Source organism: Tenacibaculum singaporense, from assembly GCF_003867015.1.
Taxonomy (GTDB): domain Bacteria; phylum Bacteroidota; class Bacteroidia; order Flavobacteriales; family Flavobacteriaceae; genus Polaribacter; species Polaribacter singaporensis.
In genome coordinates, this window is sequence record NZ_CP032548.1 from 860,824 (window position 1) to 876,462 (window position 15,639).

Sequence of the window (15,639 nt, forward strand, 5' to 3'; positions counted from 1 at the left end):
TTAACTTTTAAACAGTTTAACAATTTCACAATTTTATATAAAACTTTTAAATAATGTATTCTTTAACGTGAACTCCAAGAGCAAAAAGATTCCTGCTAGGAAAACTAAAAAGCGATATTTTTCCGAGTAATTATAATATTTAAATTCTTCTATTTTAGTTTTTTCTAGCTTGTCAATTTCGTCGTAAATTTCTTTTAACTTAGTGTTATTAGTGGCTCTAAAATATTTTCCACTAGTTTCATTGGCAATATGCTTTAGTAAGTTTTCATCAATTTCAACAGGTTGGTTTTTAAAAGAAATTTTACCAGTTCTTGGGTCTTTAGCCCAAGGAAAAGGAGCCATCCCGTTAGTTCCTATTCCAATAGTATAAACCTTAATTCCGTTTCCTTTTGCTAGCTCAGTAGCTGTTTTAGGATCAACAAAACCAGCGTTATTTACACCGTCTGTCAATAAAATAATAACCTTGCTTTTGGCTTTACTATCCTTAAGTCTGTTAACCGCAGAACCTAAGCCCATTCCAATAGCAGTTCCACCTTCTAACTGTCCCCATTTAATTTCTGAAATGGTTCTTTTTACGATAGATTTATCGCTAGTAATAGGAGTTTGTGTAAAACTTTCTCCTGCATACACTACGATACCAATACGATCATTTGGGCGTCGGTTTATAAAATCGGTTGCAACTCTTTTTAAAGCTTCCAGACGATTTGGTTTAAGGTCTTTTGCCAGCATACTAGCCGAGACATCAACAGCCATTACGATATCAATCCCTCGATTTGTTTTTGTTTTTTTACTAACAGCTACATTTCTAGGGCGTGCTAAAGCAACTATTAAGCAGGTTAAGGCCAGTAGTCTTAAGAGTTGTAGTAAAGGCTTTAGTTTGGGTAAAATAGAACCTTGTACTTTAAAACTTTTGATATTTGGCATTTTTAGCTGAGCACTATCTTTTTTTCGAGTGTAAAAACTCCAAAAAGCTAATAGAGGAATTAATACTAGCAACCATAAAAACTCGGGACTATGAAACTCGAAATTATTCCACTTCATCATCTTCTTCTTGTTTTTTAGGTTTTAAATTATCTATAATAAGCTTTGCGTCTTTTCGGTCTTCCTCTATTTCGTGCGATAAAGGCTTAGACTTTGCAAATTTCACTAAGTCAGACTCTTGTAACAACCCCTTTAGTTTATCAATAATTTCCCTAGAAGTTTCTATTGACTTTGTGTCATTGAAGTCTTTTAAAACATCAATTAATTCATCTGTTGTGCTTTCTAAGGCAGGTACATGTAACTCTCTTTCAATATAACCTCTTATAATGTCTGTTAATTCACTATAATATTTTTTAACCTGATTATTTTGCCATAACAGTTTTTTGTCGAGTTCCTCTAATTTTTGCATAGCTTCTTCATAAGGAGCGAGTAAAGGGACAACGATAGTTTCTTCTTGTTCTTTTTTCTTCTTGAAAACAAAGAAATAGAGTAAAAGCGCTATAACAACAATGGATATTACGACCCACCAAATGTACTGCTTGAAATCGTCAAATTGATACGGTTCTCCTTTAATTCCTTTAATAGGAAATTTTTTAACTTTAGTAGTGTCGATAGGAACCGTAGCTACATTAACTAATAAGCTATCGGTTAAATAAGCTTGATTTCTAATAAATATTTGTTGTTGGGGAATGTAAAAAGCACCGCTATCAAAACCTGTTAAAATATATTTTTGGATTAGCTTGTTTTCAATAGTGTCGATTTTGAGAGTATCTATAACTTCTAATCCTTTTAGGTTTTCTAGCTTAGGAATGATAACATTTTCAGTTTCATCAACAGATATTTTATATTGAAACTGTTCACCAATTCTGATGTTTGTTGTGTCAATTTCTGCTTTTACCTGAGGTTGTTGTGCAAAGGTAAAAGAAGTTAAAAACAAGCATATGTAAAGTAGTTTGTGTTTCATTGTTTGTTCTTATCCTTTTTGTTTAAAATAACCTAACAGCTTTCGTACATAACTCTCGTCAACTCTTGTGTTAATAGTTCCTGCACCACTCTTAGTAAAAGCGCTTTCAAAGTAATCAGTTAAACGCAAGGCGTTAACTTTGTAGTGAGTTCTAACAGATTTAGAGCTAGTATTAACTAATTGAGTTTTGCCAGTTTCAGCATCTAACATAGGAACCATTCCTAAATTAGGAATTTGCTCATCATGTTTATCGTATACACGAATACCAGTAACATCGTGTTTATTACCAACAATTTTTAGTGTACGTTCGTAACCATCATCCATAAAATCAGAAAGCATAAAAACAATAGCTTTCTTTTTCATTATGTTGGATAAAAATTTGAAAGCTTCACTAATATTGGTTTGTCTGCTTTTTGGTTGAAATTCAATAAGCTCACGAATAATTCGTAATACGTGACTTTTTCCTTTTTTAGGAGGAATGTATAGTTCAACTTGATCCGAAAACAGAATTAACCCGACTTTGTCGTTATTTTGAATAGCAGAAAAGGCTAGTGTTGCGGCAATTTCTGTTACGGTATCTTTTTTAAATTGTTCAGAAGTACCAAAAAATTCAGAGCCAGAAATATCGACTACCAACATCATGGTAAGCTCACGTTCTTCTTCAAAAACTTTTACATAGGGTTCATTATAGCGAGCAGTAACGTTCCAATCAATTGCTCTAATATCATCTCCGTATTGATATTGACGTACTTCAGAAAAAGTCATACCTCTACCTTTAAAGGTTGAGTGGTATTCTCCTCCAAAAATATGATTAGACAACCTACGTGTCTTTATTTCTATTTTTCGAACTTTTTTTAGTAACTCTTTTGTATCCATGTTTTCAATTGTCAGTTAACAGTTATCAATAATCAGTAAAGTGTTTTGGGCTGATAATTGCTCATTGATAATTGATTAAGGTACTTGTACTTCGTTAATAATAGAATTAATAATATCTATAGATGTAATGTTTTCAGCTTCTGCTTCATACGTAATACCAATTCTATGACGTAATACATCGTTTACGATTGCTCTAACATCTTCAGGAATTACATAACCTCTTCGTTTAATAAAGGCATAACATTTTGCTGCTTTTGCCAAGGCAATACTACCACGGGGAGATGATCCAAAACTAATAAGTGGTTGTAATTTTTCTAAATTGTATTTTTCAGGATAACGAGTTGCGAAAACAATATCTAAAATATACTTTTCAATTTTTTCATCCATATAAACCTCGTTAACTACGTTGCGAGCTTTAATAATTTGATCGATTGAAATTACAGGATTTATTTTTTGAAAACTTCCATTTAAGTTTTGACGCATAATTAGTTGCTCGTCTTGTAACTTTGGATAGTCAATCACTGTTTTTAACATAAAACGGTCTATCTGTGCTTCAGGAAGAGGATACGTCCCTTCTTGTTCAACTGGGTTTTGAGTTGCCATTACCAAGAAAGGTTCATCTAGCTTGAAAGTTTCGTCACCAATGGTAATTTGACGCTCTTGCATTGCCTCTAATAATGCAGATTGTACTTTAGCAGGAGCACGGTTAATCTCATCAGCTAATACAAAGTTGGCGAAAATTGGTCCCTTTTTTATAGAGAAATCATTTTCTTTTACATTGTATATCATAGTACCTACAACATCAGCAGGCAATAAATCTGGAGTAAATTGAATACGACTAAAGCTTCCATCTACAGCTTTTGAAAGTGTGTTAATGGCTAAGGTTTTCGCTAGCCCAGGTACACCTTCTAATAAGATATGTCCATTTCCTAAAAGTCCAATTAGTAATCGCTCAATCATATGTTTTTGACCCACAATTACCTTATTCATTTCTGTAGTTAATAAGTCTACAAAAGCACTTTCTCTTTCTATTTTTTCATTGATGGCTCTTACATCTATATCCATAGTAATTGAAATAAATTAGAATTTTTATGAAACAAAGCTACAATAATAGTGTTTTTTTAGTTGTTAAAAGTTGGTTAAACCTTGTGTTTACAAGTGACAAGGTACTGTTTTTTAAAGTTAAGTTTTTGGTGAGCGTGTTTATTTTACTGAAAATAAGCTACTTATAATTTGTTTTTGTGGATAAAAAAAATGAAATTTAGATTCTACTAACTTTAAACTTAAATTTTATGAAGAAAATGTCTTTTAGCAAAACGCTGCTAATTAACGCGCTATTTTTCTTGTTTTCTAGTTTTATTTACGGGCAAACGATAAGAGGAAAAATAGTGGGTGTAAATGGAGAAAGTATTCCTTTTGCGAATATTATAGAGAAAGGAACAACAAATGGAACCACTTCTAATGAGAATGGTGAATTTAGTTTAAATGTGAAAAAACTTCCGACGGTAGTTACAATATCTTCTTTAGGGTTTGTTACTATAGAAAGAAATGTAGTCAGTGCGGATACTTTTTTGCAGGTAACTCTTCGAGAAGACTCAGATGTTTTAGAAGAAGTAGTAATTTCAGGATTAGCAACCACAACGAAAAGGTCTAATTTAGCGAATACAGTTTCGACAATTTCAGCTGCGGAATTAACACAGGTTACATCACAATCAGGTTTTGATAGTGCGTTGTCTGGGAAGTTCACAGGAGCGGAAATTAAAGCAAATTCAGGAGCACCTGGAGGAGGAATTTCAATGAGGCTTAGGGGAGTTACTTCGGTTTTTGGAGATCAGCAACCATTATTTATTGTAGATGGTGTATACGTTGATAATTCATCCATAGGTATGGGTAATAATGTTATTAGTGAAGCTTCTGGAGGAGGGAATCCATCTACAAACCAAGATGATGCTTCAAATAGGATTGCGGATATTGACCCAGAAGATATTGAGAATGTAGAAATATTAAAAGGAGCTTCAGCTGCAGCAATTTATGGTTCTAGAGCAGCAGGTGGGGTAGTGATTATAACTACTAAAAGAGGGAAGTTTGGAAAACCAAGGATTTCTTTTTCGCAAACTCTAGGGCTTAGGAGTCCAACACAATTGTTAGGGTTAAGAGATTGGAATGAAGAAAGAGTGTTTAATAATTTTTACTCGCCTAAAGATGACCCAGTGGAAGATGCTGAGAGTAGAGCAAACGCTCAAGCCATAGTAGCTAGATTTAATCAAGCAGTTGCTAATGGTGGATTAAGAGATTATGAGGCAGAGTTGTTTGATCATACAAGAATTTCAACGACTACAAGGTTTACGTCTTCAGGAGGTTCAGAGAAGACTGATTATTTTTTTGGAGTTACATATAAAGATGAACCTGGTTTGGTTGAAAATACTGGGTATGAGAAAGCATCAGTTCGTTTAAATATTGGTCAAAAATTTACTGATTGGTTAGATTTATATGTCACATCTAACTATATAAGCTCTCAATCTGATAGAGGATTTTTTAATAATGGAAATGCTAACAGAACAGTTGGGTATGCTTTAGCATTTACATACCCTTGGGAAAATCTATCTCCTATTGATGGGTTATATCCTTCTGGAGGAGCTGGTTCAAATGTGCTAGAAACAGTTGCAATAACAACTAATAGAGAAAAGGTTAACCGTTTTATAGGAAGTGCAACTTCAAATATTAAAATTATAGATGCTGAAAAAAATAAATTAAAATTAGTTTTACAAGCTGGATTTGACCAGTATACCTTAAGAACAACTAGTATATTTCCCAGAGAACTGAGTTATTTCAGGGATCCTTCAACACTCAGCGGGGTGGCTGTGTCTGGTTCTACAATAAACACTAATTACAATTTATCTGCGTTCTTAGTTCACAATTTGAATTTAGAAGATGGACTGCAATTTACAACTCAATTAGGTAGTTTTTTTCAAGATTTTGACCGTAACACTGTTATTACAATTGGAACAGGGTTTGATGGTTCCCTTACTAACCTATCTTTAGCGAAAAATTTATCATCAGAACAAACTATTCGTTTGCAAAAAGACTCAGGTTTTTTTATTCAAGAAGAGATAAATTATAAAAACAAAATAATAGGTTCTGTAGGTATTAGAGGAGATAAGTCTACAAATAATGGAGAATCAGATAAGATGTACTATTATCCTAAAGCTAACTTGGCAATCAATTTACATGAATTTGATTTTTGGAAGTTTGATAAAATAACAACTTTTAAACCTAGAATTGCATATGGTGAAGCCGGAAGGTTCCCGCAGTTTAATGATCAATTTACACTTGCTGAAGCCCAATTTATAGGAGGTAATTCAGGGTTTGCTCCAGGTACATTTAAGGGGGATCCATTCATTGAGCCAGAAAGACAAAAGGAATTGGAATATGGGTTAGATTTAGGGCTATTTGAAAGTAGAATAATTTTAGAATCTACTTTTTATACTAAAAAAATAGACGATTTATTAATACAAGAAAGGGTTCCTACATCTACAGGTTTTACAAGAGAAATTAAAAATGGAGGAGAGCTTAAAAACACAGGAATAGAGCTTGGGTTGAAAGCTAATGTTATAGAAAAAGAAGATTTTTCTTGGGACACTAACCTAAAATGGTGGAAAAATAAATCTAAAATTACTCGATTAGATGTTCCAGCATTTACTGAAGGAGGATTTGCCTCATCTTTAGGGACTTTTTATATTCAAGAGGGGTTCAGTGCTACACAAATTGTAGGGACTTACGATTCAGATGCTTACACGGCAGAAGAGATAGCAAGAAGAGATCCAGAAGGAGATGGTTTTTTTGTATATGGTAATGCAGAACCAGATTTCCAGATGTCTTGGCAAAATAATTTTAAATACAAGAATTTTGATTTATCATTTTTATGGCACTGGAAAAAAGGAGGTGATGGTATAAACCTAACAACTTTATTGTATGATTTAGCAGGTACAACTTGGGATTATGACGATACAGGTTTAGATCCTACAGGTACACTTACTAATGGAGAATACAGAGCAAGTCAAGCATTTGTTAATCCAGAACCGTTAATTGAAGATGCTGGTTACCTTCGATTAAGAGAAGTAGGTTTGTTTTATACATTTAATAAAGATGTAATTAAAGGAGTAGAAAAAGTTAAAATAGGAGTTTCAGGAAGAAATTTGATTAATATTTTTGATTATAATAGTTATGATCCAGAGGCTTCAAACTTTGGTAACAATGTTCTGGCTAATAATGTGGAAGTAACCCCTTACCCAGCATCAAAGTTTATTAACTTTCATCTAAATGTTAACTTTTAATCTAAAAAAATCATGAAAAATATTTATATAAAAATTTTAGTGTTTGTTTTTGTGCCGTTAATTGTGGGGTGTGAACTTGAAGAGCTGCCTAATTCTAATGCTCCAACTATAGATAGTTTTGCTGAAGGAGCTTCTCAAGCAGACGTACAATCATTAGCTGTAGGTCTTGAGGCTATAATGAGAAACGATTTAGATTTTCACTATGAAACTGTTAGTTATTTGGCAAGAGAATATTATGATCTGTCGGGAACTGATCCTCGTTACACAGGAGAGATTTTAAAAGGCCCTCTAGATAATAATGGGTTCTTAACTACTCGTTCATTTGCTGCCTGGTATAGGGTTGTTAAAGCAGCGAATGTTTTAATTAATGCAGTTGAAAATTCTGCAGCAGGATTTGATGATGAAGTTAAAAATTCATATTACGGTTACGCTAAAACATTAAAAGCTTATGCATTTTTAATGTTAGCTAGTAGGCAGTATACTAATGGAATAAGAGTAGATGTGTCTGATCCAGATAATTTAGGAGGATTTATAGGCTACGATGAATCTCTAACTTTTATTAAAGGATTATTAAATGAAGCAAGTATTGATTTATCAAATTCCCCTGATGAATTTGATTTTCCTTTAAGTAGTGGTTTTGATGATTTAAGAAAACCAGATCCAGATACACCGGGAGAAAAATTACCGTTATCTCCTAATGATTTTATAGAGTTTAATAGGGCTTTAGTTGCTAGAGTTGCATTATATCAGGGGGATATGGTATCTGTTTTAAACTTTTTAAATGAGTCATTTTTTGATTTGAATGGAGGACTGTTTATAGGGGTTGCTCATGTATTTGGAGCTTCAGGTAATGATATATTAAATAACCTGTATTATGTGCCTGGACAATCTGGTCAAGAGTTTGTAATTCATAATTCATGGATAGCAAATGCTGAAACTGGAGATACAAGAGTTAATAGAAAGTCTTTTTTACTAGATGAACCAGCTTCTTTTGACGGACTTACAGGGACTCACCAAATTTCTGTGTATAAAACTAATACAGATCCTGTTTATTTAATTAGAAATGAAGAATTAATTTTAATGTATGCAGAAGCGAACATAGGAACTAACAATACGGAAGCAATCAATGCAATAGATATAGTAAGAAATGCTGCCGGATTACTTAATTATTCAGGGGGAACAACAGATAATGATTTACTTGAAGAAGTATTGAATCAAAGAAGATATTCGTTGCTGGGAGAAGGTCACAGATGGGTAGATTTAAGACGTTTGGATAGATTGAATTCTACATATGTCCCGCTAGATAGAGCAGGAGATAACATTATAACTGCTTTTCCAACACCTTTTAGTGAGAATGTTAATTAACAACATGACTTGTTTTTAATTGTGATATTTGATAAAGGAGCCCAAATAGGCTCCTTTTTTATTTTAAAATTCTTTTAAAACTAGTTTATCATTTTCAAAAACAGCATATGTAAAGTACTTAATCCAGTCACCAGTGTTCAAATAAGTGCTGTTTTCTTGAAGTTGAATTTCTAAAGGAAGATGTCTGTGCCCAAAAATAAAATAATTGTAGTGTTTAGTTTCTAGTTTGCGCTTACAATACTGTACTAACCACTCATTATCTTCACCTAAAAATTTAGCGTCTTCATCACCAGAAATCAGTTTGTTTTTAACCGACATATATTGTCCTAATCGCATACCTAAATCTGGGTGTAACCAGCGAAACATCCATTGAAATAAAGGAAATGTAAATACTTTTTTCATACGCTTATACCCTTTGTCTCCAGGTCCTAATCCATCACCATGACCAATTAAAAATAATTTATTATTGATTGTAAACTCTTGAGGAGAATGATACACGGGAATATTTAATTCCTTTTCAAAATAATCACGCATCCATAAATCGTGATTTCCAACAAAAAAGTAAATTGGGATACCGTTGTCTTTTATTTCAGCAAGCTTTCCTAAAACGCGAACAAAACCTTTAGGAACCACAGTTTTATACTCAAACCAAAAATCAAATAAATCACCTAAAATAAAAATTGCTTCGGCATCTTTTTTAACTTCGTTTAACCATGCAACAAATTTTTGTTCACGAGGAAAACTAGCCTCAGAAGTTGGAGCTCCTAAATGTTGATCGGAAGCAAAATAGACTTTTTTATTTTCAGAAGTGCTGATTGAAATCAAATCGTAAATTTTGGTAAAAATAAGTATTTTACTCAGAGTTAGCACAAACAAATTTTGGCTACATTTGTTTAAGAACTTATATGAATCCATGTATATGAATCCGTTTGATGATACTTACTTTATGAAAAAAGCCTTACAAGAGGCTGAGCTTGCTTTTGATAAAGGAGAAGTTCCGGTAGGTGCAGTAATCGTTTTTAATAACCAAATTATTGCTAGAGCGCATAATTTAACTGAGTTGTTAAACGATGTTACAGCGCATGCCGAAATGCAAGCGTTTACTGCAGCAGCAGATTTTTTAGGTGGAAAATATTTAAAAGACTGCACCTTGTATGTTACATTGGAGCCTTGCCAAATGTGTGCGGGAGCGAGTTACTGGACGCAAATAGGTAAAATAGTGTATGGAGCTAGTGAACCCAAACTTGGTTTTTCTGTTTTACAAACTAAAATACATCCTAAAACAAAAGTAATATCAGGAGTTTTAGAAGAAGAATGCGGCTTTTTGTTGAAGAAGTTTTTTATTGAAAAACGCAATTTAAATTGATGATAGTCATTCCGAACTTGTTTCGGAATCTCATTAAGGGAAGCTGAAATTAAGTTTAACTAAACAACTTAAAATAATGTTTGTTGTTTTGCTCCGCTTTCGTGCTCCAATAGCCATTTTTTACGCCAAATACCGCCTGCATATCCTGTTAACGATCCATCAGAACCTACAACTCTGTGACAGGGAATAACGATCCAAATAGGGTTTTTACCGTTAGCAGAAGCTACAGCACGAATTGCTTTTACATCACCTAATTGTTTGGTTTGTTCTAAGTAGGTTCTAGTCCTTCCAAAAGAAATGTTTAATAATTCATTCCAAACCGATTGTTGAAAAGTTGTTCCCTGTGGATTCAATTGTAGATCAAAATCTGTTCTTTTTCCAGCAAAATATTCATCCAGCTGCGTAACACAATTTTGTAAACAAGATGGAATTTCCTTTGAGGAGCTGAATGCAGCCGAAGTATCTTCGTCGAATACTGAAATCGATTGGATTCCATTTTCATCACCTTCAATCTTGGCAATTCCGATAGGAGTTTTATAATATGTGGTTTGTAAGTTAGACACCAAAAACGTCTTTAGAGTTCTGTGTTGTAATTTCCGAAATTTGATTGAAAGTCAATCCATAAATATCTACTAATTTATCCACAACCTGAGTAATATAACTACTCTCATTGCGTTTTCCTCGATATGGAGTAGGTGCTAGGTATGGCGAATCGGTTTCTAAGACAATATGTTTAATGTCTATTTGGTTTAGAAACTTGTCAATTTTTCCGTTTTTAAAAGTAGCTACACCTCCAATTCCTAATTTCATGTTGTAAGAAATCGCTTTTTCCGCTTGCTCTAAAGTTCCTGTAAAACAGTGAAAAATTCCATATAAATCATCTCCTTTTTCAGTTTCTAAAACTTCAAAAATTTCATCAAAAGCATCACGACAATGGATAACAATTGGTAGTTTTCTTTCTTTTGCCCACTGAATTTGTGTACGAAAAGCTTCTTGTTGTTGTGGCAAAAATGATTTATCCCAATATAAGTCGATACCAATTTCACCAATCGCATAAAAATCACGCTTGTCTAACCACTCTTTTACATGAGCTAACTCTTCCTGATAGTTTTCTTTTACTGAAGTTGGGTGCAGCCCCATCATTAAAAATACACCGTTCGGATAATTTTTTTCTAAATCGAACATACGTTCTGTATAAGAACTATCAATAGCAGGAATAAAGAAACGAGAAACTCCAGCTTCTTTAGCACGTTGTATCATTTCGTCTCTTTCCTCGTCAAACTGACTTGAATATAAGTGGGTGTGTGTATCTGTAATCATTTATTGCCGTATCTTTACGAGACAAAAGTACAAGAAATGGCAAGTTTGAAAAAAGTATTACGAAAAAAGAAATACATTAAAATAAAACTCAAAAAAATGGTAACAAATCATTTAGAGTTAGATGCGGAGATAAATGGTGTTAAAGGAAGGTTTATTTTAGATACAGGGGCTTCTAATTCGTGTGTTGGATTAGATTTAATAGAGCGTTTCAAGCTTATTTCTGAAGAAAGTGAAGTAAAAGCTGCAGGAGCAGGAGCGACGGATATGGAAACACATAAATCAGGAAACAATTCTCTTAAAATAGGAAAGTGGAAAAATGATTCATGTGATTTAGTATTGTTTGACTTAACGCATGTAAATACAGCTTTAAAGCAACACGATGCTGATGAGGTAGACGGAATTATAGGAGCAGATATTTTAGAGGAAGGAAAAGCCTTTATTGATTATAACAAGAGAGCATTGTATTTAAAGAAGCTTAAAAAGAAAAAAGTTAGAAAATTAAAAGTTCCATTTTAGAACATAAAAAATCCGTAAGACACGTCTTACAGATTTTTTTATACTTAATAGTTTAAGTTAGTTAACTTAAAACTTCTTTAATTCTCTTAATTGCCTCACGTAATTGTAATTCAGAAGCGGCATACGATAAACGAACACAGTTTGGTGCACCAAAAGCTTCACCAGTTACTGTAGCCACATTTGCTTTCTCTAATAATAACATAGAAAAATCATTAGCATTCTTTATCTCTTTTCCTTGGATTGTTTTTCCGAAGAAATCAGAAATGTCAGGGAATACATAAAAAGCACCTTCAGGTACGTTTAATTTAAATCCTTCAATTTCTCCTAATAATTCTAATACTAAATCTCTACGGTTTTTAAACTCATCTACCATGTATTGTACTTTTTCTGGTGATGCTTTTACTGCGGTAATTGCAGCACGTTGAGCGATACAGTTGGTTCCTGAAGTAATTTGACCTTGCATTTTTGTACATGCTTTAGCAATCCATTCAGGAGCTCCGATATAACCGATTCTCCATCCTGTCATTGCAAAAGCTTTCGCTAAACCGTTCACAGTAATGGTACGATCGTACATACTTTCAATAGCAGCAAAACTAAACGGTTTTGTTCCGTAGTTAATGTGCTCATATATTTCGTCAGATAAAATATAAATATCTAGATGCTTTTCTAATACTTTAGCCAGTGCTCTGTATTCTTCCTCGCTATAAATTGTTCCACTTGGGTTGTTTGGCGAGTTAAAGAAAATCATTTTTGTTTTTGGCGAAATAGCAGCTTCTAATTGTTCTGGAGTGATTTTGAAATCATTTTCAATAGAAGAAGGAATTTCGGTAAACTTAGCCTCACACAAAGTTGCAATTGCAGAATAACTTACCCAATATGGAGCTGGTAATAATACTTCATCACCAGGGTTTAATAATACCTGAGCTACGTTAGCAATAGATTGTTTTGCTCCTGTAGAAACAACTACTTGGTTTGGAGCATATGTTAAGTTATTATCACGTTTAAACTTCTCGCAAATAGCTTCTTTTAACTCTACATATCCGTCAACTGGAGTGTATGAGTTGTAGTCTTGATTAATAGCTTCAATAGCAGCATCTTTAATAAAATCAGGAGTGTTAAAATCTGGTTCTCCTAAACTTAAACTAATGATGTCTTTACCTTCAGCTTTTAATTCTCTTGCTTTAGCAGCCATTGCTAAAGTTTGCGATACTGGTAAACTTTGAATTCTGTTTGATAATGCGTTTGACATTGTGTTGTTATGTTGTATGTTGATTTATGCTAATTGCGGTTTTTTCCCTAATTCAGCTAAGTGTCTAAAATGCTCAATAACTGCTTTACGTGTAGTTTTATACTCATTATAAGGAAGGTTAAATTCCTTAGCAGTTTCTTTTACAATTTGAGCTAACTTATTATAGTGAATATGAGAAATATTTGGGAAAATGTGGTGCTCTACTTGGTGATTTAATCCACCTGTGTAAAAGTTGATAAACCAATTTTTAGGAGCAAAATTTGCTGTAGTATATAATTGGTGAATAGCCCAAGTGTTTTTCATATTACCATCTTCATCTGGTAAAGGAGTTTCTGTTTTAGGAACAATGTGTGCTAATTGGAAAACCACACTTAAAATAATTCCCGCAGTATAGTGCATCACAAAAAAACCGATTAATACTTTCCACCAAGCAACATTCATTACTGCAATTGGTAATACAATCCAAAGTGAATAATAAATAACTTTAGAAACTACTAGTTTCGTCCATTCTTTAGCTGGATTTGGAAATTCTCCATAGGATAACTTACGCTTTAAGTAACTGTGCATTTGCTTAAAATCAGTAGTAATAGCCCAGTTAATAGTTAACAATCCGTATAAAAAGATTGAATAATATTTTTGGAATTTATGAATCCATAACCATTGTGTGTGTTTTGAAAAACGGATAATTCTACCAGCATCCATATCTTCATCATGGTCTTGAATGTTTGTGTATGTATGGTGTAATACATTGTGTTGTACTTTCCAGTTATACACATTACCTGCTAAAATATAAATACTGCTTCCAAAAAGCTTATTTACCCATTTCTTACTAGAAAAAGATTCGTGGTTAGCATCGTGCATCACATTCATTCCTACTCCAGCCATTCCAATACCCATTACAATAGCAAGAGCTAATTTTATCCATTGCGACATATCAACAGTTAAAATTAATATGAACGGAACGATAAACGTAGCTAACATAATAATAGCTTTTGAATATAGTTTCCAGTTACCTGTACGCTTAATATTGTTTTCTTTAAAGTAAGTATTAACTCTTTTATTCAGAGTTCTAAAAAACTTGGCTTTGTCTATTCTTGAGAAGTTTACTGTCTTCATTTGTTGTTTGTTTGTACCGCAAAAATAAACGTTTTTGGTTCACGGTTATTGCTAAAGCTTAACTTTTTAACTAGATTAATATCTTTTGCAGAAAAATTAACAATACCAATTAGTTTTTTATTTTTGCAACGAAAAAAATCACTTCATGGAATCCTCTATAGAGGAATTATTAAATAGACAGAGTCTGTTGTAATACCCAAAGAGAAGAAATTTTATAGTAGGTAGTATTTTGTACTGATTAATATGTCTTAATAGGTTACCTAAAAAAAGTAAGTGCTTAATTTAAATATACATTGGTTTGAAACTTGTAAAAAAATACTTTGACAATTTATCGGAAACACAATTAGAGCAATTTTCTAAGTTGCAAGAATTGTATGAAGACTGGAACTTAAAAATTAATGTAGTTTCTCGTAAAGATATTGATGAATTGTATTTACGTCACGTATTACATTCACTAGGAATTGCAAAGGTGATGGAGTTTAAAGCTGGAGCCAAAGTAATGGATGTAGGTACTGGAGGAGGTTTTCCAGGAATTCCGTTAGCTATTTTATTTCCTGAAACTCAATTTCATTTGGTAGATTCTATCGGTAAGAAGATTAAAGTAGTAAATGAAGTTGCTGAAGGTTTAGGTTTACAGAATGTAAAAACGACTCACGGACGTGTTGAAGAAGTTGATGATACGTACGATTTTATTGTAAGTAGAGCGGTAGCGCAAATGGAAACATTTCACCGTTGGGTGAAAAATAAAGTGCATAAAAAACAAAATCACGCACTTAAAAACGGAATTTTATATTTAAAAGGTGGTGACCTTACGGAAGAACTTGCGAACTTCCCTAAAGCCACCATTTATGATTTACCTGACTTTTTTGAAGAAGATTTCTTCGAAACTAAAAAAGTGGTGCATTTACCAATGAAATATAAAGGCTAAGCTTTTACAGTAGAAAATACATAGTGCATTTCAGCAGCAATTTGCAGGCTACGCTCTAGGTATTTCTCTTTTTCTAATGGTGTACCATCATATAGTTTTGGATCTTCATAAGTAACGGGTACTCTTTTTTCAGCGCCAGCAATGAACGGACAACCTTCATCAGCTTGTGAACAAGTCATGATAGCACCAAAAGCAGACGTTGGATTAAAATCATTGTCATACTTTTTAGAAAAACCTATAATAGATGATGTGTTATCAGCATATTTTACCGCATATATAGGATTTGTTCCATCAGATAATTGTTGAATTTGAAATCCGTTATCAACTAAAGTAGTAACCACTGTTGCATTCATCGCTGTAGCTTCTGTACCACCAGAATACGTATTTACATTTGGTATTTGGTAGTGATACGCCATAGTTTGCGCCCATACTTGCGACAAGTGACTTCTTCTTGAGTTATGTGTACAAATAAAATTCAGGTTTATAAGTTCTTTATTATTTAATTTTTCCTGAATGTAATTTACAAGCGGTTGTAAAACTTGTTTTCGCTCTTCCGAAACAGTTGGTAAACTTGAAAGAGTTTGTTGTATTTCAGTAAATAGTGTTGAGGTTTGTGTTTTCATA

At 33.1% G+C, this 15,639-nt stretch carries 15 protein-coding genes; 5 read left to right on the plus strand and 10 right to left on the minus strand.

The window, feature by feature from the left end:
• Positions 1–33: 33 nt before the first annotated feature.
• The 4 genes from D6T69_RS03980 to D6T69_RS03995 form a co-directional block, all read right to left on the minus strand.
• On the minus strand, positions 34–1,041 hold the full coding sequence (locus D6T69_RS03980; RefSeq protein ID WP_125069165.1) for a vWA domain-containing protein: 1,008 nt from the start codon (positions 1,039–1,041) through the stop codon (positions 34–36).
• The gene (locus D6T69_RS03985; RefSeq protein ID WP_125066561.1) at positions 1,028–1,945 is read right to left on the minus strand and encodes a hypothetical protein; all 918 of its coding nucleotides are present in this window, start codon (positions 1,943–1,945) and stop codon (positions 1,028–1,030) included. Before D6T69_RS03985 ends, D6T69_RS03980 begins: the two co-directional genes overlap by 14 nt.
• A gap of 9 nt (positions 1,946–1,954) precedes the next feature.
• Positions 1,955–2,821: a DUF58 domain-containing protein gene (locus D6T69_RS03990; protein ID WP_125066562.1), complete on the minus strand. Its 867-nt coding sequence runs from the start codon at positions 2,819–2,821 to the stop codon at positions 1,955–1,957.
• A gap of 75 nt (positions 2,822–2,896) precedes the next feature.
• Positions 2,897–3,886: an AAA family ATPase gene (locus D6T69_RS03995; protein ID WP_125066563.1), complete on the minus strand. Its 990-nt coding sequence runs from the start codon at positions 3,884–3,886 to the stop codon at positions 2,897–2,899.
• A gap of 227 nt (positions 3,887–4,113) precedes the next feature.
• Between D6T69_RS03995 and D6T69_RS04000 the strand changes: the two genes are divergently transcribed.
• Both D6T69_RS04000 and D6T69_RS04005 read left to right on the plus strand, forming a co-directional pair.
• The gene (locus D6T69_RS04000; RefSeq protein WP_125066564.1) at positions 4,114–7,155 is read left to right on the plus strand and encodes a SusC/RagA family TonB-linked outer membrane protein; all 3,042 of its coding nucleotides are present in this window, start codon (positions 4,114–4,116) and stop codon (positions 7,153–7,155) included.
• Positions 7,156–7,167: 12 nt separating this feature from the next.
• Positions 7,168–8,520: a RagB/SusD family nutrient uptake outer membrane protein gene (locus tag D6T69_RS04005; protein ID WP_164506680.1), complete on the plus strand. Its 1,353-nt coding sequence runs from the start codon at positions 7,168–7,170 to the stop codon at positions 8,518–8,520.
• A 63-nt stretch (positions 8,521–8,583) separates the two neighbouring features.
• On the opposite strand, the gene D6T69_RS04010 is transcribed toward D6T69_RS04005, so the two are convergent.
• Positions 8,584–9,345, minus strand: a complete 762-nt coding sequence (locus D6T69_RS04010; RefSeq protein ID WP_164506681.1) for a UDP-2,3-diacylglucosamine diphosphatase — start codon at positions 9,343–9,345, stop codon at positions 8,584–8,586.
• Between the two features lie 94 nt (positions 9,346–9,439).
• Here D6T69_RS04010 and D6T69_RS04015 point away from each other — a divergent pair, with 94 nt between their 5' ends.
• The gene (locus tag D6T69_RS04015; RefSeq protein ID WP_125066565.1) at positions 9,440–9,886 is read left to right on the plus strand and encodes a nucleoside deaminase; all 447 of its coding nucleotides are present in this window, start codon (positions 9,440–9,442) and stop codon (positions 9,884–9,886) included.
• A 68-nt stretch (positions 9,887–9,954) separates the two neighbouring features.
• On the opposite strand, the gene D6T69_RS04020 is transcribed toward D6T69_RS04015, so the two are convergent.
• Both D6T69_RS04020 and D6T69_RS04025 read right to left on the minus strand, forming a co-directional pair.
• A complete protein-coding gene (locus D6T69_RS04020; RefSeq protein ID WP_125066566.1) occupies positions 9,955–10,449 on the minus strand; it encodes a methylated-DNA--[protein]-cysteine S-methyltransferase in 495 nt (164 codons plus the stop codon).
• Positions 10,442–11,206 (minus strand): TatD family hydrolase, encoded by a 765-nt coding sequence (locus D6T69_RS04025; protein ID WP_125066567.1) that lies wholly within the window; start codon positions 11,204–11,206, stop codon positions 10,442–10,444. Before D6T69_RS04025 ends, D6T69_RS04020 begins: the two co-directional genes overlap by 8 nt.
• A gap of 36 nt (positions 11,207–11,242) precedes the next feature.
• Here D6T69_RS04025 and D6T69_RS04030 point away from each other — a divergent pair, with 36 nt between their 5' ends.
• The gene (locus D6T69_RS04030; RefSeq protein WP_125066568.1) at positions 11,243–11,722 is read left to right on the plus strand and encodes a retropepsin-like aspartic protease; all 480 of its coding nucleotides are present in this window, start codon (positions 11,243–11,245) and stop codon (positions 11,720–11,722) included.
• Between the two features lie 61 nt (positions 11,723–11,783).
• Here the strand turns inward: D6T69_RS04030 and D6T69_RS04035 are convergent, their stop codons facing one another.
• Both D6T69_RS04035 and D6T69_RS04040 read right to left on the minus strand, forming a co-directional pair.
• Complete coding sequence (locus tag D6T69_RS04035) at positions 11,784–12,971, minus strand: pyridoxal phosphate-dependent aminotransferase (protein WP_206197835.1); 1,188 nt, start codon at positions 12,969–12,971, stop codon at positions 11,784–11,786.
• Between the two features lie 24 nt (positions 12,972–12,995).
• Positions 12,996–14,087: a fatty acid desaturase family protein gene (locus tag D6T69_RS04040; protein WP_125066569.1), complete on the minus strand. Its 1,092-nt coding sequence runs from the start codon at positions 14,085–14,087 to the stop codon at positions 12,996–12,998.
• A gap of 298 nt (positions 14,088–14,385) precedes the next feature.
• Between D6T69_RS04040 and rsmG the strand changes: the two genes are divergently transcribed.
• Positions 14,386–15,015, plus strand: a complete 630-nt coding sequence (gene rsmG / locus D6T69_RS04045; RefSeq protein WP_047788308.1) for a 16S rRNA (guanine(527)-N(7))-methyltransferase RsmG — start codon at positions 14,386–14,388, stop codon at positions 15,013–15,015.
• On the opposite strand, the gene D6T69_RS04050 is transcribed toward rsmG, so the two are convergent.
• On the minus strand, positions 15,012–15,638 hold the full coding sequence (locus D6T69_RS04050) for an arsenate-mycothiol transferase ArsC (protein WP_125069172.1): 627 nt from the start codon (positions 15,636–15,638) through the stop codon (positions 15,012–15,014). The genes rsmG and D6T69_RS04050 overlap by 4 nt on opposite strands.
• Between the last annotated feature and the right edge of the window lies 1 nt (position 15,639).